The organism is Pseudodesulfovibrio indicus, assembly GCF_001563225.1.
GTDB lineage: Bacteria > Desulfobacterota > Desulfovibrionia > Desulfovibrionales > Desulfovibrionaceae > Pseudodesulfovibrio > Pseudodesulfovibrio indicus.
This window is the reverse complement of record NZ_CP014206.1, coordinates 3354592-3371645: the sequence shown is the minus strand read 5'-3', so window position 1 is coordinate 3371645 and position 17054 is coordinate 3354592. Positions and strand designations below refer to the sequence as shown.

Annotated in this window: 18 protein-coding genes; 11 read left to right on the top strand and 7 right to left on the bottom strand. The window is 64.4% G+C overall.

Annotated features, from left to right (window positions below):
* Window positions 1-32 precede the first annotated feature (32 nt).
* The 3 genes from AWY79_RS15420 to AWY79_RS15410 all read left to right on the top strand — a co-directional run bounded on the left by AWY79_RS15420 (window position 33) and on the right by AWY79_RS15410 (window position 3000).
* Entirely contained in the window at window positions 33-764 is a 732-nt protein-coding gene (locus tag AWY79_RS15420; protein ID WP_199533824.1) for an SIR2 family NAD-dependent protein deacylase, read from the top strand.
* A gap of 299 nt (window positions 765-1063) precedes the next feature.
* Complete coding sequence (locus AWY79_RS15415; RefSeq protein ID WP_066805912.1) at window positions 1064-2410, top strand: TrpB-like pyridoxal phosphate-dependent enzyme; 1347 nt, start codon at window positions 1064-1066, stop codon at window positions 2408-2410.
* Window positions 2411-2538: 128 nt separating this feature from the next.
* Complete coding sequence (locus tag AWY79_RS15410; RefSeq protein WP_066805910.1) at window positions 2539-3000, top strand: META domain-containing protein; 462 nt, start codon at window positions 2539-2541, stop codon at window positions 2998-3000.
* A gap of 54 nt (window positions 3001-3054) precedes the next feature.
* On the opposite strand, the gene AWY79_RS15405 is transcribed toward AWY79_RS15410, so the two are convergent.
* Window positions 3055-4143, bottom strand: a complete 1089-nt coding sequence (locus AWY79_RS15405; protein ID WP_066805909.1) for a glycoside hydrolase family 3 protein — start codon at window positions 4141-4143, stop codon at window positions 3055-3057.
* Between the two features lie 113 nt (window positions 4144-4256).
* On the opposite strand from AWY79_RS15405, the gene AWY79_RS15400 reads away from it, so the two are divergent.
* The 5 genes from AWY79_RS15400 to AWY79_RS15380 all read left to right on the top strand — a co-directional run bounded on the left by AWY79_RS15400 (window position 4257) and on the right by AWY79_RS15380 (window position 7869).
* Entirely contained in the window at window positions 4257-5276 is a 1020-nt protein-coding gene (locus tag AWY79_RS15400; RefSeq protein WP_066805907.1) for a rhomboid family intramembrane serine protease, read from the top strand.
* Window positions 5277-5346: 70 nt separating this feature from the next.
* Entirely contained in the window at window positions 5347-6150 is an 804-nt protein-coding gene (locus AWY79_RS15395; protein WP_066805905.1) for a metal ABC transporter ATP-binding protein, read from the top strand.
* The gene (locus AWY79_RS15390; RefSeq protein WP_066805903.1) at window positions 6151-6954 is read left to right on the top strand and encodes a metal ABC transporter permease; all 804 of its coding nucleotides are present in this window, start codon (window positions 6151-6153) and stop codon (window positions 6952-6954) included.
* Between the two features lie 96 nt (window positions 6955-7050).
* Window positions 7051-7263: a DNA-binding protein gene (locus tag AWY79_RS15385; protein WP_078063808.1), complete on the top strand. Its 213-nt coding sequence runs from the start codon at window positions 7051-7053 to the stop codon at window positions 7261-7263.
* An 18-nt stretch (window positions 7264-7281) separates the two neighbouring features.
* The gene (locus tag AWY79_RS15380) at window positions 7282-7869 is read left to right on the top strand and encodes a hypothetical protein (protein WP_066805901.1); all 588 of its coding nucleotides are present in this window, start codon (window positions 7282-7284) and stop codon (window positions 7867-7869) included.
* A gap of 58 nt (window positions 7870-7927) precedes the next feature.
* Here AWY79_RS15380 and AWY79_RS15375 read toward each other — a convergent pair whose 3' ends face one another.
* Window positions 7928-8239, bottom strand: coding sequence for a zinc-ribbon domain-containing protein (locus AWY79_RS15375; protein WP_078063897.1), 312 nt, complete (start codon window positions 8237-8239; stop codon window positions 7928-7930).
* Between the two features lie 146 nt (window positions 8240-8385).
* On the opposite strand from AWY79_RS15375, the gene AWY79_RS15370 reads away from it, so the two are divergent.
* The gene (locus AWY79_RS15370) at window positions 8386-9924 is read left to right on the top strand and encodes a hypothetical protein (protein WP_066805899.1); all 1539 of its coding nucleotides are present in this window, start codon (window positions 8386-8388) and stop codon (window positions 9922-9924) included.
* Between the two features lie 243 nt (window positions 9925-10167).
* Here the strand turns inward: AWY79_RS15370 and purU are convergent, their stop codons facing one another.
* A complete protein-coding gene (gene purU / locus AWY79_RS15365) occupies window positions 10168-11049 on the bottom strand; it encodes a formyltetrahydrofolate deformylase (protein ID WP_066805897.1) in 882 nt (293 codons plus the stop codon).
* Window positions 11050-11264: 215 nt separating this feature from the next.
* Here purU and AWY79_RS15360 point away from each other — a divergent pair, with 215 nt between their 5' ends.
* A complete protein-coding gene (locus AWY79_RS15360) occupies window positions 11265-11888 on the top strand; it encodes a D-sedoheptulose 7-phosphate isomerase (protein ID WP_066805895.1) in 624 nt (207 codons plus the stop codon).
* A 76-nt stretch (window positions 11889-11964) separates the two neighbouring features.
* On the opposite strand, the gene AWY79_RS15355 is transcribed toward AWY79_RS15360, so the two are convergent.
* Window positions 11965-12324, bottom strand: coding sequence for a hypothetical protein (locus AWY79_RS15355; RefSeq protein WP_233490938.1), 360 nt, complete (start codon window positions 12322-12324; stop codon window positions 11965-11967).
* 167 nt (window positions 12325-12491) lie between these two features.
* On the opposite strand from AWY79_RS15355, the gene AWY79_RS15350 reads away from it, so the two are divergent.
* Window positions 12492-12911, top strand: coding sequence for a hypothetical protein (locus tag AWY79_RS15350; RefSeq protein ID WP_066805893.1), 420 nt, complete (start codon window positions 12492-12494; stop codon window positions 12909-12911).
* A gap of 3 nt (window positions 12912-12914) precedes the next feature.
* Here AWY79_RS15350 and AWY79_RS15345 read toward each other — a convergent pair whose 3' ends face one another.
* From AWY79_RS15345 to AWY79_RS15335, 3 genes are all read right to left on the bottom strand, one after another.
* Entirely contained in the window at window positions 12915-13514 is a 600-nt protein-coding gene (locus AWY79_RS15345; protein ID WP_066805891.1) for a hypothetical protein, read from the bottom strand.
* A 355-nt stretch (window positions 13515-13869) separates the two neighbouring features.
* On the bottom strand, window positions 13870-15930 hold the full coding sequence (locus tag AWY79_RS15340) for a ribonucleoside triphosphate reductase (RefSeq protein WP_066805887.1): 2061 nt from the start codon (window positions 15928-15930) through the stop codon (window positions 13870-13872).
* On the bottom strand, window positions 15878-16561 hold the full coding sequence (locus tag AWY79_RS15335; protein ID WP_066807300.1) for an anaerobic ribonucleoside-triphosphate reductase activating protein: 684 nt from the start codon (window positions 16559-16561) through the stop codon (window positions 15878-15880). Before AWY79_RS15335 ends, AWY79_RS15340 begins: the two co-directional genes overlap by 53 nt.
* Between the last annotated feature and the right edge of the window lie 493 nt (window positions 16562-17054).

The following is a 17054-nucleotide window of genomic DNA, read 5'->3' as shown; positions in this document are numbered from 1 at the left end:
AGCGGCAATAATTTCGAAGAACGGGAGATGCGGTGATAGGCGATCTGGAGATGGTCAAGGCGATGCTAGGCGGCGATCGCCGGGTGGTGGTGCTGACGGGGGCGGGCGTGTCTGCCGAGAGCGGGGTGCCGACCTTTCGGGGCCGCGACGGGCTGTGGCGGACCCACCGGCCCGAGGACCTGGCCCGGCCGGACGCCTTTGCCGCGCACCCGGAGTTGGTCTGGGAGTTCTACAACTGGCGGCGCGAGCTGGTCCGCAAATGCGAGCCGAATCCCGCCCACCTGGCCCTGGCCGCCCTGGAACGCGCCATTCCGAATTTTCTTCTGATCACCCAGAACGTGGACGGGCTGCACGTTCGCGCGGGCAGCCGCAAGATTCTGGAGATGCACGGCTCCCTGTGGCAGGTGCGGTGCACGGTCTGCTCCCACGCGCGCGAGGACCACGGCGACCTGCCGGAGATGCCGGAATGCCCGGTCTGCGGCCACCTGCTCCGGCCCGGCGTGGTCTGGTTCGGGGAGCCTCTGGTTCCCGGCGTCCTCCGGTTGGCCATCGAGGCCGTGGGCAAGGCGGACGTGTTCCTGTCCGTTGGCACGTCGAGCCTGGTCCAGCCCGCCGCGTCCTTCTACCAGCTGGCCAAGGACCACGGCGCGGTGACGGTGGAGATCAACCTGGAGCCGACCCCGTCCACCGGGTTCATGGACTTCGCCCTGCACGGCATGGCCGGGGACATCCTGCCCGAGCTCATCGCCGGTCTTTCCGACTAGGATTCCTTGACTCTTCAACTGGTTCGGGAGTAACCATGTCCCTTATGAACACACCCATCTCATACAATTACTTTTGTGGACGCGGGTGGCGCAACGTCAAGCGGCCCGATTCCTAGGCGCGTGCTGAAGAAACCGTCACCGGTCCTGGTGGCGGGTGCAGCCACGCGCAGTTGGGAAATCGGAGAAAGCCGCTGGATTGAACGCCAGTGGTTTTTTTTGTCAACCAGCCGGGGCCGGGGCGGGAGCCGGGAAGCTCTCCACCGTGCCGGTCCGCAAGCTCAACTGTTCGGAGGAACACCATGTCCGTTAAGAAAATCTTTTTGCCCCAGGACCAGATGCCGACCCAGTGGTACAATCCCATGCCGGATCTGCCCACTCCCCTGGCTCCCCCGCTGAATCCCGCGACCATGGAGCCGCTCACCCCGGACATGCTGTCCCCCATCTTTCCCGATTCCCTGATCGCCCAGGAGATGAGCCAGGAGCGGTTCATCGACATCCCGGAGGAGGTCCTGGAGGTCTACAAGATCTGGCGTCCGTCCCCGCTGGTGCGGGCCGACCGGCTGGAAAAGGCCATCGGCGCGAAGTGCAAGATCTACTACAAGGACGAGTCGGTCTCCCCGGCCGGTTCCCACAAGCCCAACACCTCGGTGCCCCAGGCCTACTACAACAAGATGGAAGGCGTGAAACGGCTGGCCACCGAGACCGGCGCGGGCCAGTGGGGCACGGCCCTGTCCTTCGCCTGCGCCCAGTACGACATGGAGTGCGTGGTCTACATGGTCAAGGTCAGCTACGAACAGAAGCCGTACCGCAAGATGATCATCAACACCTACGGCGGGACCATCCACGCCTCGCCGTCCGACCAGACCCGCACCGGCCGCGAGATGCTGGCCCGCGACCCGGAGTGCAAGGGCTCGCTGGGGCTGGCCATTTCCGAGGCCGTGGAGGACGCGGCCACCCATGACGACACCAAGTACGCCCTGGGCTCGGTGCTCAACCACGTGCTCATCCACCAGACCATCACCGGCCTGGAGGTCCAGAAGCAGCTGGAGATGGTCGGCGAAAAGGCCACCCATCTGGTGGGCTGCGTGGGCGGCGGGTCCAACTTCGGCGGCCTGGTGCTCCCGTTCCTGCCGCAGAAGCTCGCAGGCGACCCTGTCAAGTTCGTGGCCGTGGAGCCCAAGGCGTGCCCGACCCTGACGCGCGGCGAATACCGCTATGATTTCGGCGATATGGCCCGGCTGACCCCGCTGGTCAAGATGCACACGCTGGGCCACGACTTCATGCCCGCGCCCATCCATGCGGGCGGGCTGCGCTATCACGGCGATGCGCCCATCGTCTGCAACATCGTGGCCGAGGGGCTGTGCGACCCGGTGGCCTATTTCCAGACCGAGTGCTTCGAGGCGGCCAAGCTGTTCATGCAGACCGAAGGGTTCCTGCCCGCCCCGGAAACCTCCCACGCCATCAAGGGGGCCATCGAGGTGGCCAAGAACGCCGGTCCCGACGACGTGGTCGTGTTCCTGTACTCCGGCCACGGCATGCTCGACCTGGCCTCCTACGACGCCTTCAACCAGGGGCTTCTGACCAACTTCGAGCTGCCCCAGCGCGACATCGAGGAGGCCCTGAAGGCCTGCCCGGTCATCGACTAGCCCGGTTCACCCGAGCGGCGCTTCCGCCCCCGTCCCGAATGATCGGGGCGGGGGCTTTTCGTGCGCCTTGCAACGGCGGCCCGGTCTTGCTATTCAGTATGTTGAATTCATTGATCTAGGAGACGAACATGATTCATTGGAAAAAGATATGGTGCGCCGTCCTGCTGCTGGCGGCCCTGACCGGGCTGGCCGCGTGCGGCTCCCACGAACCCGCTCCGGCCATGAGCGCAGACGCCTTCCGGCAGGCCCTGGTGGGCAAGACCTGGACCCTGGAGCGGATCGTCAACCGCGAGTTCGACGTGGACCCGCCCATGACCCTCCAGTTCACGGCGGACGACAAGGTGGCCGGTTTCGGCGGCTGCAACAATTTTACCGGCACCTACACCCTGGATGGCCGGGAGATCGCCTTCGGCCCCATGGCCTCCACGCGCAAATCCTGCGGACCGGCCCAGGACGAGCGCGAGTATACCTTCCTGACCTTCCTGGCCAAGGTCCGTTCGGCGGAGATCGAGGAGGACGAGCTTAAGCTGTCCACCGAGGGCATGAACTCCATGACGCTCACCTCCGGCTCTTCCGGGCTGCTCTGGTAGCCTTTTCCCCCTGACGGAATCGCGCCGCCTGCCCGCAAGGGTGGGCGGCTTTTTTTATTGGAGTCTTTCCTTGAGGCGCATGATCCGGTCAAAGGATTTTCTGATGCGCGCTTCGGGGATGGTCCCGTCGTCCACCAGGGAGCGGATGAGGGCGTGGGTCTTGGCGACCACGTCCGGGTCGTAGGCGAGATTGTTGCCGTAGAGCAGGATGTCCGCGCCCGCCTCGATGGCCAGGCGCACGGCCTCGCGCGGGCCGTACTCGTCGGCGATGGCCCCCATGTTCATGTCGTCGGTGATGACCACGCCGTCGAAGCCGAGCTTGTCGCGCAGGAGGCCGGTGACGACCTTTTCGGACAGGGTGGCCGGATGGTCCGGGTCCAGGCGGGCGTTGAAGATGTGGGCGGTCATGATCATCTCCGCCTTGCCCGCTTTGATGAGCTCCCGGTAGGGGACCAGTTCGGCTTCGGTCCAGGTCTCGGTCACGTCGGTCACGCCCTTGTGGGAGTCGGTTCCGGCGGACCCGTGGCCGGGGAAGTGCTTGAGGCAGGAGAGCACCTGGTTGCGCTCAAGTTCTTCCATGAAGATTCCGGCGCAGCGCGTGACCCGCTCCGGGTCGGAGGAGAAGCTGCGCTCCAGCCTGCCGATGGCCGGGGAGTCGGGGTTGACGTCCACGTCCGCCACCGGGGCGAAATCGAGGTTGAACCCCCCGGCGGAAAGGGTGGCCCCCACCGTGAACCCGGCCACCCGGACCTTGAAGTCGCCGTCCGCGCAGATGGCCTTGGCCGACGGGGTCTCGCGAAAGCCGTACTTGTCCTTGAGCCGCTGGACCTTGCCGCCCTCCTGGTCCACGCCGATGAACAGCGGGATCTCGGCAAAGGACTGCAGGGCGCGGTTCAGTTCCTTCACCTGGTCCGGGCTTTCGATGTTCCGTTTGGCCTTGCCGAGGGCCACGTCAAAGTCGAACAGGACCACGCCGCCCAGGTGTCGTTCGCGGATGTCGCGCACGATGGGGCTGTCCGCATCCACCACATAGCCCCGGAATCCGGCCATGAGCATCTGGCCGATCATGGTATCGAGGTTCGCCGCGTGCGCGGGGACGGGCAGGCAGAGGGCGAGGAGGAGCAGGAGGGCGGTCAGTCGCATGGCGGCCTCGTTGGCGGGTTGGGGTTGCGTATTCCCGGGAGCATAGGGTGCGGAGCGGACCGGCGCAAGGGGGAAACTGCTTGCGCCCGGCCGTTTTTGCTCTACAGTGGGGCATGGTCGATCGCACCGGACACCCTGGCTTTTTTCGCCGCGTCCTGCGCCACGCCTGGATGGACATGGTCCCCCTGGTGCGCGGCGAGGACTCCCCGCCCCTGACCCGCAAGGAGGCACAGGACTGGTCCCTGGTCCTGTCCGCGCGCCACGTCCCGCACCGGCTGCGCAGGCCGGACAACGGGCCGGGCTGGTCGGTCCTGGTCCAGGAGTGGTTCGCCCCTCGGGCCGTGGAGGAGATCAACCTCTACTTCGAGGAGAACCGGCCCGTTCCGGGGAGCGTGAGCCTGCCGGACCTGCGCCCCGTGAGCGGGCTGGAGCCGACCCTGTTCGGCCTGGCCGTGCTGGTCCTCTTCTACTGGGCCTATACCCGGACCTATCCCGCCCTGCGCCTCTATCCCGAGCTGTGGGTGGAGCTGGGCAGCGCCGATGCCGGGGCCATCCTGTCCGGCCAGTGGTGGCGGTTGTGCACGGCCCTGACCCTGCACGCGGACGGCCCGCACGTGGCGGGCAACGCGGTCATCGGCGGGGTGTTCATCTGGCTGGCGGCCCGGCGCATCGGGTCCGGCCTGACCTGGTTCCTGACCATCCTGGCCGGGGTGCTCGGCAACCTGTTCAACTCCCTGGCGCTCGGCGTGCACCACGACTCCATCGGCTTTTCCACGGCCACCTTCGGCGCGGCCGGGGTGCTGGCGGCCATCAGCCCGTTCGCCGTGGGCGGCGGGCTGCACGGCCTGGGGTCCGGTTCCCTGGCCGGGCGGGCCGCCCGGTTCGTGCGCACGGCGCTCATTCCCTTCGGCGCGGGGCTGGGGCTGCTGGCCATGCTCGGCGCGGGGGACGGCGAGGGCAACATCGACCTGGGCGCCCATCTCTTCGGGTTCGCGTCCGGCCTGGCCCTGGGCGGGCTGACCGGGTTCCTGGCCACCCGGCTCGGGCTGCCGGGCAAGTCCGCGGACTTTCGGCTCTATGTCGCGGCCCTGTGCCTGCCAGCGGCGGCCTGGGCCTGGGGGTGGCTCGCGTGACGGGGCTTGCGCTGGACGGGCGGCCCCGGTATGGAGGGGAATCCAAACCGTGACAATTCAGGAGTTTTCAGTGTCCGATCCCATTGTGGACATACGGGACGTGACCTACGCGCCCGGCGGCATGACCGTGCTGGAAAAGGTCAACCTGCGCATCGAGCGGGGTGACTACCTGGCCGTGCTCGGCCCCAACGGCGGCGGCAAGTCCACCCTGCTCAAGCTCATGCTCGGCCTGCTCAAGCCGGACGGCGGGACCATCCGCGTGCTCGGCGCGCCTCCGGGCGAGGCGGGCGGGCGCATCGGCTACCTGCCGCAGCACACCCACGTGGCCGGATCGTTTCCGGTCACCGTGCTGGAGGCGGTCTGCATGGGCATGGTCCGGCCCGGGTTCGGGTCCATTTCGGGGCGGGCGCACGCCAGGGTCGACCACGGCAAGGCGAGGCTGGCCCTGGAACGCGTGGATATGCTGCCCCTCGAGGGGCGCGCCCTGTCCCAGCTCTCGGGCGGCCAGAAGCAGCGCGTGTTCATCGCCCGCGCCCTGGTGGACAACCCGGAGCTGCTGCTCCTGGACGAACCCACGGCCAGCGTGGACTCTGCCACCCGCACCGCCCTGTTCACCCTGCTGGGCGAGCTGAACAGGGAGATGACCGTGATCATGGTCAGCCACGACATCTCCTCCCTGGCCTCCGGGGTGAAGTCCGTGGCCTGCGTCAACCGGACCCTCCACTTCCACAAGGCACCGGAGATCACCGATCAAATGTTCACCATGGCCTACGGCGGGTCCGGCGACCAGTGCTGCCCCGTGGAGCTGGTCACCCACGGCCACGTGCCGCACCGGGTGCTCGCGCCGCACGACGGCGAGGGGGAAGGGAAGTAGATGCTCGACGTCCTCGGCTACGATTTCATGCAGAACGCCCTGGCCGCAGGGCTGCTCGCCAGCCTCATCTGCGGGGTCATCGGCTCCCTGGTGGTGGTCAACCGCATCGTCTTCATCTCCGGCGGCATCGCCCACGCCTCCTACGGCGGGGTGGGGCTGGCCTTCCTGCTCGGCCTGCCGGTCCTGCCCGTGACCACCGGGTTCACGGTGTGCATGGCCCTGATCATGGCCCTGGTCACCCTGCGCGCCCGCGAGCGGGTGGACACGGTCATCGGCGTCATCTGGGCGTCGGGCATGGCCATGGGCATCATCCTCCTGGACTTCACGCCGGGCTACAACGTGGACCTGATGAGCTATCTGTTCGGCTCCATCCTGGCCGTGCCGCGCTCGGACCTGTGGCTCATGGCGGGCATGGCCGTGCTGGTGGTCGTCCTGGTCGCGGTCTTCTACCGGGGGTTCCTGGTCATGAGCTTCGACGAGGAGTTCGCCCGCGCGCGCGGCGTGCCGGTGGATTTCCTCTATTGCCTGCTCATCGTCCTGGTCGGGTTGTGCGTGGTCATGATCATCCGCGTGGTCGGCCTGATCCTGGTCATCGCGCTGCTGACCATCCCGCCGTTCATCGCCGAGCGCCGCGCCCGCTCCCTGAAGGTCATGATGACCGTGTCCACGGTCCTCTCGGCCGTCTTCACGGTGGCCGGGCTGCTGCTCTCCTACGCCCTGGACATCACCTCCGGGGCGGCGATCATCGCCGTGGCCGCGGCGGGGTTCTTCGTTTCCCTGCTCTTTCCGCACAAAACCGCCTAGCCGCAAGGGGTTGAATTTTCCATGGAATGGCTTTTGCAAAACAGCTCAAGCGGGTGTACATCTTTTCCTGGCCGAGAGGCGTAAACGGATTTCAAAATGACCATGACGCACAAGGAAGAGCTGAAAAAGAAAGGATACACCCGGTACCGGGGCGCCGTAGACGCCTCGGTGTACGAGTATTTCAACTGCGACCGTTCGTGGAAGGCCGAATGGTACCTCAAGAAGGGGCATTACCGCTGCTGCGGGTGCAAGGAGCGGTGTGAAACCCGCGACCCCGAGGGGTTCCAGCTCTTCCTCGACCTAGGATAAGGCAACCAAGGAAGGACCATGCGACGCATCCTCTTCGCCCTGTGCGCGACCCTCGTCATGACCCTGTCGGCAACGGCCGCCAAGGCCTCCGAGTACACGGACATGGACATCTGCATGGGCAGGCAGCTGCTCGCCCGCGTCCTGTGCAAGGACCCCATGGAGATCAACTTCGTGGCCAAGGTGAAGGACTCCATCTACCTCTTCTCGGTCTTCTACGCGCGCCAGGAGGCCCGGTTCGTGGTCGGCATCTCCTCGGATACCGTCAGAATTCAGGGCAAGGAATTTCTCAAGCTCACCCGGACCATCTCCTATACCTTCGACAAGACGAGCAAGTGCGGAGTGGCCAACTACTCCAACTCGGAGTGCATCAACAGGGAACCGGTGGTCTGCTGCTCGGAGAAGACCGAGGAGGAGAAGATGGACCAGAAGTTCTGGGATCGCCCGATTCCCGACCTGCTGGAGGAGGACCTGCGCAAGGCGCTGGACTCCCTGCCTCCCGAGGACGCGCCGCCGTCCCCCGACCGCAACGACAATCAGGGAGGAGACGGGCAGGACGGGACCGGCCAGGACGGGAACGCCCGGCAGAACGACGTCATGTTCAACTAGCCCCGGCGGGGATGAACGGGAAAAGGCCTTCGCGGAGAGCGGAGGCCTTTTTTTCGGGCTAGATCCGGCGCAGCCGGATGAGCAGGCCGAGCAGGGCCACGGCGGGGTAGAGGGGCCACCAGACCTCGTAGAAGGCGCAGCCCGCAGCCACGGTGCCGAGGAGCAGCAGGTAGACCCAGGCCTCGGCCATGCGCTTCAGGGCGCGCAAGAGGTCCGGGGACAATCCCTGGTGGGCGAACGGCTCAAGCGGTTCCTCCGGGGGCGGCGCGTCCGGCCCAGCCTTCCGGGAGGACTGGAGCTTGTTGCCGCACCGGGCGCAGAACCGGGTGTCGTCGGAGTTCTTGCCTCCGCATTTGGTGCAGGTGATCACGCTGTGGTTATTGCCGCCCACGCCCGGAAGGTCAAGGGGCGGCTGAAAATCCGTCCCGACTTCGTCAGTGATAATCCTTTTGCAAAAAAAGGGGAGATGGCCTAGGGTTACGGCAATATCAAGCGTTATCGAGGACAGTTGAGCGAATGACAGACGCACCATCCAAGGGCGGGACCCGACCGGGCAAGGAAGAACGCCTCGCCGCCTACCAGAAAAAGCTGCGCGCCCTCAAGGAGCGATCTTCCCTGCGTGAGGTCATGGAGCGCGAGATGCTGCTCGAGGTCCTCAAGACCAACAGCCCGGCCATCAACGAGTATCCCATGCTCGACGCGCAGCAGAACAGCGTGGTCGAGCTCCTCTGCGGCCGCACCGGCCACCCCGGCTACGAGTTCATCCATGAGCGGGTGGGCGGCCTGATCAACGAGCTGGCCCATTACGAGAAGGCGGTCAAGACCAAGGACGACGCGCGCCGGGCCGAGCTGGAAGCGTCGCTGCTCAACTCCGAGGCCGTGCTCATCAAGTGCGCCCAGGGCATCGTCTACGCCATGGCGTTGATCACCGACAATTTCGAGGAGTTGGTCCTGCGCTACTTCGGCAAGCAGGCACTGGACCAGTACGGCGCGCTCATCGAGAAGCACCAGCTCGACCAGGCCTTCTGGAACGCCTTCGTGGAGGAGTTCGTGGCCAGCCGGGTGGAGGAAGCACATCGGGAGATCCTGGAGGGCGAGAAGTACGAACTTTCGCGGGAGCGGGCGTTTTTGGTCATCCGCTTCCTGTTCGACGACATCCTGTCCAAGCTCAACCCCACGGACCAGGAGATCAGCAAGACGCGTATCCAGAACGGCTACATCGCCACCCGCGAGCAGCCGGAGATGAAGGAGCGGGCCAAGCTGGTCCAGGCCATGCTGGCCAGGGGGCTGTCCGATCTTCCGCAGTTCGGCGCGCTGACCCCGGGCGAGCTGCTCCAGGCCGCGCGAGTGGCCTGCGTGGACTCCGTCTCCGAGGAATTCGAGACCCAGTACAGGGCTCGGATGGCCGAGGCCAAGTCCACGGACGGGCCGGTCAAGAGCCGGGAGGAGAAGCTCAAGGAGCAGGCGTGGTTCAAATTCGTCCTGGACCAGCTCCTGGGCGCGGGCGTGGGCGCGGCCATCGCCATCGGCGTGACCAGCGAGCATTTCTACAAGGCGCTGGAGTCCTTTGTCCCGGACCAGATCAAGGGCATCCTGCCGCTGAAGAAGGACTTCAGCATGCCCGTGCTGGAGAATATCCTCTTTTTCCTTCTGGAGAATCACACCATCCAGATCCTCAAGGAATGCGGCCGCGAGGAGGGGAGCAAGATCCAGGTGCGCAGCGGTCGTGCCAGGCGCGTCTCGGCCCAGGCCGTGGACGGGCTGAGGGGTATGTCCAAGATCCGCAAGAAGCAGCTCTTCGGCAACGACGTGACCCGCGCCAACACCCTGCTGTTCAAGCCCAAGAACGCCCAGCAGCTGACCGAGACCATGTCCATGCTTTCGCTTGAGCCTGAGTTGCAGCGCGGTCTTGCGGAGCTGTGGAAGAAGGCGGTCTTCCGGGTGGACATCATGGTCCTCGTGAACCTGGAACTGGTCGCCAGGACCACCACCAATACCACGGCCAAGCTGGCCGAGATCCTGAACAAATACGGCGTGACGAAGACGGCCCTGTAGGGGCTGTGGAAAGGCGGCGGTCTGCGGCGCTCAGTGAATTGTGGGCGATTCATGGAGCCGCACAAGGCCTCATGACTTTGTTCTGCTGCAAAAAGAGCAAGGCCGAAGCGTACGGAGAGTTCGCTTCGGCCTTGCTCTTTTTGGGCGCCTTTCCCCGCTGTCCGCGTCCATAAGACTTGCAGAGGATTGAGGCGACCCCCATTGCGGAGTCGCGGTTGGCCGGGGATGCGGGTATCTGAAGGATCAGCGGCGGAAGACGATGGTCTTGTTGCCGTCCACGATGACGCGGTCCTCAAGGTGCCATTTCACGGCCCTGGCCAGGACGTGGCGCTCGATGTCGCCGCCCAGCCGCTTGAGGTCGTCCACGGTGTGGCTGTGGGTGACGCGGATGACGTCCTGCTCGATGATCGGCCCTTCGTCCAGCTTTTCGGTGACGTAGTGGGCCGTGGCCCCGATGAGCTTGACCCCGCGCTCGTGCGCGCGGCGGTAAGGGTCCGCACCCACGAAAGCGGGCAGGAAGGAGTGGTGGATGTTGATGATCCTGCGCTCGTACCGCTTGACGAAGTCCGAGGTCAGAATCTGCATGTAGCGCGCCAGGACGATGAGGTCCGCGTTGCCCTCCATGAGCTCGATCATGGCGTCCTCGGCAGTGACCTTGTCGCGCAGGGTCGGGCCGACCGGCACATGGTGGAAGGGCACGTCGAAATTCTCCACCTCTCGGCGCAGGGTGGGGTGGTTGGAGATGACCATGGACACCTCGGTCTCCAGGTCGCCGCGTTTGGAGCGCCAGAGCAGCTCCATGAGGGCGTGGTCCACCTTGGAACAGAGGATCGCCATCTTCTTGGGAATCCAGACCGGGTTCAGGGACCAGTCCATGACGAAGCCGTTGGTGACCTCTTCGGCGAACTCGCGGCGCAGGTCATCCAGGCCGTCCATGTCCAGGCCGGGCAGGAAGAACTCGTTGCGCATGAAGAACCGGCCGCCTTCGGGGTCGGTGGAGTGCTGGTCGGAGTGGATGATGTTGGCGTTCTTGCGGTGCAGGTATCCGGAGACGGCGGCCACGATGCCCGGCTGGTCCGGGCAGGTGATCAGCAGCCTGACGGTGCTTTCCTTGGATTCGGTCATGGTCTTGTCAGCCTTGGTGCGTTCTGAATGATGTTCGGCCCGGCTCTCCCCGGCCCGTTCGCGCGTTGCGCAGAGTTGTGGCTGTAACGCAAAAGACGATCGAATAAAAGCCTTTTCCCCCGCAGCATCCCGGTAGTACTTGGCAAGCCGGTGATTCGGCATTATATGCAGCTCTGGACGACGCGTCGTCGCCAACTCGCAACAATGGGGAATACATGTCCGAAAACGCTCTGAGAAAAGTGATGGATCACGCCTCTGCCGGACTCGCGGCCCGCAAGGCGTTCTTCGATACCAAGGCGGAACTGGTGGTCGAGATCGGCCGGGCCATGGCCGTGTGCCTGGCCGGGGGCGGCAAGGTCATGTTCTGCGGCAACGGCGGTTCCGCGGCCGACAGCCAGCACCTGGCCGCCGAGTTCACCAACCGGTTCAGGATGGAGCGGCCGCCCCTGCCCGGGCTGGCCCTGACCACCGATACCTCGGCCCTGACCGCCATCGGCAACGACTACAGTTTCGACGAGGTCTTTTCCAAGCAGCTCCTGGCCCTGGGCCGACCCGGCGACATGCTGGTGGGATTTTCCACCTCCGGGACCAGCACCAACGTCATCCGCGCCATGCGCGAGGCCAAGCGCAACAACATCGTCACCGTGGGCATGACCGGACAGAGCGGAGCCGAGATGGCCGGAGTGTCCGACTTCCTGGTTACCGTGCCGTCCGGCGACACCGCGATCATCCAGGAAATCCACATCGCCGCCGGGCACATGTTCTGCCACCTGGTGGATCACTTCCTGTTCGAGGCCGTGTCGGAACTGACCCCGTACCTGCCGGTTTCCAAAGGCTAGCCTCTCCTGTCCGGCCAACGAAAAAGCCCCCGCGAGCGGTCGCGGGGGCTTTTTCGTTCATGAATCCGTTTGCGGACTAAAATTCCTCGCGCTTGATGCGGATGGTCAGCCCCTTTTCGCGCAGCTTCTGGGCCAGGATGTTGGCCCGCTGGATGGAGGGGACCGTGCTCACGACCAGCTGGGCCGTGCCGCGTTCGTCCCAGACCCAGATGTTCTCGGGCAGGACCAGCCCGGCCAGCCGGGTGGCCTGCAACAGCCGCTCCCGGGCTTTCTCCCGCTGGTCGAAGGAGTCTCCGTCGAGTTCGTCGCCGCAGGCCAGCACCCACCAGCCCCGGGGCCGCAGCTTGGGGTTGGGCTCCTCGCCGAAGCTCTTGGCTGTCAGGGCAGCCTGCTTGGCGCGGACCACGGCGGTCATGCGCAGTATGCTTTCTTCCACTTGGCTGATATTATTCGGCATCTTCGATATTCCCTCAAATTCGGCACAACGCGCCTTTGTCTCTTCATTCTTACTCCCGGCTCTGATCGATGGCAAGCGGAAGACCGTGTCGGCGGTCGATCATTCGCCCCTTGCGCGGTCGGGGACGCCGGGGTATCGTGTGCAATATGGTCTACTTGTCCGATCCACCCCGCCGCACCCCGGCCCAGCGGATGCTGCGATACCTCCTGGGTATCGGTGCTGTGGCGCTCATCGTCTGGGGACTGGCGTCGCTGCCCTACGAAATCCTTCGCGCCGAGCGGTCGCGGCTGTTCGGCGAGGAGATCACCTCCGGCCTGGTGCTCAAGGTGCGCACGGACGAGAATCCCGACCATCCCGACGCCAGCCTGGTCATCGAGTACAAGTACGTGGACCCGGACGGCTACGCCCGGCGCGCCGAGGCCCGGATGCCCGACAGCGAGTGGAGCCGATGCCGGCCCGGCGCGGTGATCACCGTGCTGCTGGTCCGGGGACGGCCCGACATGGCCCGCGTCCCGAACGAGGTGGAGCCCGCGTTTCAGGTCTGGCTCAGGGATTTGATGAACTGATCGTTACGACTTGCCGTACTGCTTGGGGAATTTCTCGCCCATGAGGTATTCCATGGCCTCGCGGTCGATGGTCTCCGAGGCGATGAAGAATTCCAGCCCCACGATCATGGGATGGTAGGCGATCCCGTGGCCCAGCTCGTCCGCCGGGCCATACAGGTACCGCTCGGCGGGAACGGCCTCGTTCACGTCCAGCAGCCCGTCGCCCGCCAGGGCCGACGGCAGGACGTGGTCCAGGATGACCCCGCCCGGCAGGGTGGTCCACAGATGATAGGACCCCAGCGCGTCCTCGCCGGACCCGGTCTCGATCATCTTCCGGAAATGCGCCGGAGTGACCGGGAACCGCATCTCGCCGTTCACGGACACGTTGCCCAGGGTCATGATGCCCCCGGGGATGTGAAATTTCTTGGCCAGCATGTGGAACATGCCGAAGTTCACGGACAGGGACTGCACCGCCCGCTGCTTGAACGGGATATGGCCGGTCTCCTCCACCGCGTTCAACACTGCCTGGTCCAGGGGCATGGGCGACTCGTTGACCGTGAAATCCCCCAGGTCCAGCTTCGCGGTCCGCGCCACAGCACTCTTGAATTCCTTGAGATACGACATGGCCGGTCATCTACCACTTCCGCCGTGCGCGGGCAAGGGGCGAGGGAGAAGAAGCCTCCGGCGGCCAGGGGAGAAGGGCCCTTTTGCAAAAGGGCCCTTCCCCCCTGGCCCCCCCATCCTCCAAAACCCTTTGGGTCGCTGCGCGAGGGTATGGGGTGAGCGTTAGTGCGTGCGGTTTGACGGGACGAATGAAGGACGGCGCCTCGCGGCGATAAAAGAGTTCGGGAAAAGGAGGGGATGGGGGCCGGGGAAGAGGAGGCTTCTTCTTCCCCAAAATGCGTAATGCCCGCTGCTTTCGCAGCGGGCATTACATTCCACTATCCTCGGGCCCCATTCCTCAAGGGGGCCTTCAGAACTATTGATCGCACAGGCAGTCGCTGAACACCAATCGGTCGGTGTATTCGGCCTGTTTGCCCTTGTTCCAGCGGGAGACGGGGCGGTAGTAGCCCACGATCCGGGTGTAGACCTCGGCTTCCTCGCCGCAGGTGGGGCATTCGAAGTGTTCGCCAAGGATGTAGCCGTGCTCCTTGCAGATGGAGAAGGTCGGCGTGATCGAGATGTACGGGATCTTGGTCTTGGTGAACGCCTTGAGGATGAAGCTCTTGAGTGACTTCGGGTCCGTGACCGCCTCGCCCAGGAAGGTGTGGAACACGGTTCCGCCGGTGTACAGGGGCTGGAGCTGGTTCTGGTGTTCCAGGGCGTAGAGCACGTCCTCGGAGATGCCCACGGGCAGGGCGGTGGAGTTGGTGTAGTACGGGGTGCCGTTGCCCTGGGTCTTGATGTCGGCGTAGAGCGCCTTGTCGATCTTGGCCAAGCGGTAGCTGGTGCCCTCGGCGGGCGTGGCTTCGAGGTTGTACAGGGAGCCGGTCTCCTCCTGGAAGCGGGAGGTCAGGCGGCGCAGGTGGTTCAGGGTGCGGCGCATGAGGCGCACGCCGCCCTCGGTCTGGATGCCCTTGCCGATGAGGTTCAGGCACGCCTCGTGCCCGCCCAGCAGGCCGATGGTGGAGAAGTGGCCTTTATAGCCGTTCTTCAGGTACCGGCGGGAGTAGGGGAACATGCCCGCGTCGAGGTTGGCGTTGATGACCTTGCGCTTGTATTCCAGGGAGTCCTTGGCCAGCTCGGCGTATTCCTCGACCAGGTCGAGGAAGTCGTCCTCGGATTGGGCCAGGTAGGCGAGCTTGGGCAGGTTCAGGGTGACCACGCCGATGGAGCCGGTCAGGTCGCCAGCGCCGAACAGGCCGCCGGTCTTGTTGCGCAGCTCGCGCAGGTCCATCTGGAGGCGGCAGCACATGGAGCGCACGTCCTCGGGGTTGAGGTCCGAGCTGATGAAGTTCTGGAAGTAGGGCACGCCGTACTTGGCGGTCAGCTTCATGAGCTGCTCGCCGATCTCGGATTCCCAGGGGAAGTCCTCGGTGACGTTGTAGGTCGGGATGGGGAAGGAGAAGATGCGATCGTTGTAGTCGCCCTCGAGCATGACCTCGATGTACGCCCGGTTGATCATGTCCATCTCTTCCTGGAAGTCCCCGTAGGTCAGCTCATCGTCGTACTTGCCGCCGATGATGATGGGCTCGGACGAGATGTGCTTGGGCGCCACCAGGTCGAAGGAGAGGTTGGTGAACGGCGACTGGCCGCCCCAGCGCGAGGTGGTGTTCAGGTTGAACACGAATTTCTGCATGCACTGGCGGACCTGCTCGTAGCTCAGGGCGTCGAAGCGCACGAACGGGGCGAGGTAGGTGTCCACGTTGTTGAACGCCTGCGCTCCGGCCCATTCGTTCTGGAGCGTGCCCAGGAAATTGTTCATCTGGCCGAGCGCGGTGTCGAAGTGCTTGGCCGGACCGGCGGAGGCGCGGTCCTTGAGGTTGAACCCTTCGAGGAGCAGGTCGCGCAGGGACCAGCCCGCGCAGTATCCGGCCAGTCCGAAGGACAGGTCGTGGATATGGAAATAGCCGTGCTCGTGGGCCAGGCGGATCTCCTCCGGGTACTTCTCAAGGGCGTAGCGGGCCTGGACCGTGCCGGAGAGGTGCAGCATGAGACCCTGGAAGGAGTGGGTCATGTTGGCGTTCTCGTTCACGCGCCAGTCGGCCTGGTCGAGATAGGTGTCGATGACGTCCTTGATGTCGAGGTACGCGGCTTTCTGGGAGCGGAGCTGACGGCGCTTCTCGCGGTACAGGATGTACTTCTTGGCGATGTCGTACTGACGCCCTTCCATGAGCACCTGCTCGACCATGTTCTGGACGTGCTCCTGCTCGGGGATGTCCATGCCGTCGAGCTTCTTCTCGACCTTGCGGGCGAGGCGTTTCGAGAGAATGGGGTCTTTGATTCCACTGGCGCTGAGCGCCTTGAAAATGGCCTGGGCGATGCGGTCAGTTGACCACGTTTCCAGCCGGCCGTCTCTCTTCATGATTTGGCTTGGCATGCTCCGGCGTCCTCCTTGGGGGCACATAATTCTGAACGGTCAATTCGTATTCCAGGGGAAGATAGTCCTGTGCGGCGGCGAGGTCCGCCTCGGTCAGGCCGGGGACCCTCGTGATGCGGAAGTAGAACGCCTCGGGCCTGGCCAGCGCCAGCTCGAAGATGCGGGTCAGGTTCGCCCTGGCCGCGATCTCGGACACCCCGTTGCCGGTCAGGGCGGGGTACTTGGCGTAGGGGCCCTTGACGTCCACGGCAAAGGTGTCCACCAGGTTGTACTGGAGGAGGTCCCGCACCACTTCGGGGCGCATGCCGTTGGTGTCCATCTTGATGGGCAGTCCGGATTTCCTGATCTCGTAGAGGAGTTCGCCGACGCCGGGCACGGTGGTGGGCTCGCCGCCGGTGATGGTCACGCCGTCCAGCCAGCCCGCCCGGTCCCGGAGGTAGGACTTGATCCGCTGCGGGTCGATGACCGGCAGGGAGTGCATGTCCCAGGCAAGCTGGTGGTTGTGACAGGTGGGGCAGTGCAGGTTGCACCCGCCCAGAAAGATGATGCAAGAGGTCCTGCCGGGCCAGTCGCACAGGCTCAAATTTTCAAAGCCCCGGACGTAGTCCCAGACCCCTGCGATATCCTTCATCCGTTCTCCTCGACGTTCGGGCGGCAATGAAGCCGTCGCACATGACTACAATTATTCGGTATGTCCTGGGACGCTGGTTGCTGTCACATATCCCGGGGCAGGCGCGGGCCGGTTTTTCAGGATGAAAAAGGCGTGAGCGCGTGATTTCGAGACTATCCCAGGGGTGGGGTTTTGTACAGGGGGGTTATTAAATTTTTTTGAGTAATCGAGCCTGTTTCGACGATTATCTGCATTTATCTGCGATTATCTCATTATTACAAAAGTTTTCCACAGTTGCGCATTTGTTTAAGTACGAATATATTTAACTTTTTTCTAGAGTAAGTTTAGAAAAAAGTTTTTTCGATTTCGGCGGGATTGGTTTTCGACAGAAGGGGGGAGAGTCGGGTCGGGCCGGAGTGGCCGCGACGTGATGAAACGTACTTACCACAAGGGCTGTCACAAGGGAACAAAAAACCTGGGGTATTCCACAACGAAATGAACAATCTAGCCGGGA

Bases quoted from the DNA above. Each gene is read 5' to 3' on its own strand.
- AWY79_RS15405 (WP_066805909.1), bottom strand. From the start codon at position 4,143: ATGCGACTGACCGCCCTCCTGCTCCTCCTCGCCCTCTGCCTGCCCGTC.
- AWY79_RS15370 (WP_066805899.1), top strand. From the start codon at position 8,386: ATGACAGACGCACCATCCAAGGGCGGGACCCGACCGGGCAAGGAAGAA.
- AWY79_RS15400 (WP_066805907.1), top strand. From the start codon at position 4,257: ATGGTCGATCGCACCGGACACCCTGGCTTTTTTCGCCGCGTCCTGCGC.
- AWY79_RS15410 (WP_066805910.1), top strand. From the start codon at position 2,539: ATGATTCATTGGAAAAAGATATGGTGCGCCGTCCTGCTGCTGGCGGCC.
- AWY79_RS15360 (WP_066805895.1), top strand. From the start codon at position 11,265: ATGTCCGAAAACGCTCTGAGAAAAGTGATGGATCACGCCTCTGCCGGA.
- AWY79_RS15335 (WP_066807300.1), bottom strand. From the start codon at position 16,561: ATGAAGGATATCGCAGGGGTCTGGGACTACGTCCGGGGCTTTGAAAAT.
- AWY79_RS15390 (WP_066805903.1), top strand. From the start codon at position 6,151: ATGCTCGACGTCCTCGGCTACGATTTCATGCAGAACGCCCTGGCCGCA.
- AWY79_RS15385 (WP_078063808.1), top strand. From the start codon at position 7,051: ATGACCATGACGCACAAGGAAGAGCTGAAAAAGAAAGGATACACCCGG.
- AWY79_RS15340 (WP_066805887.1), bottom strand. From the start codon at position 15,930: ATGCCAAGCCAAATCATGAAGAGAGACGGCCGGCTGGAAACGTGGTCA.
- AWY79_RS15380 (WP_066805901.1), top strand. From the start codon at position 7,282: ATGCGACGCATCCTCTTCGCCCTGTGCGCGACCCTCGTCATGACCCTG.
- AWY79_RS15415 (WP_066805912.1), top strand. From the start codon at position 1,064: ATGTCCGTTAAGAAAATCTTTTTGCCCCAGGACCAGATGCCGACCCAG.
- AWY79_RS15350 (WP_066805893.1), top strand. From the start codon at position 12,492: ATGGTCTACTTGTCCGATCCACCCCGCCGCACCCCGGCCCAGCGGATG.
- AWY79_RS15345 (WP_066805891.1), bottom strand. From the start codon at position 13,514: ATGTCGTATCTCAAGGAATTCAAGAGTGCTGTGGCGCGGACCGCGAAG.
- purU (WP_066805897.1), bottom strand. From the start codon at position 11,049: ATGACCGAATCCAAGGAAAGCACCGTCAGGCTGCTGATCACCTGCCCG.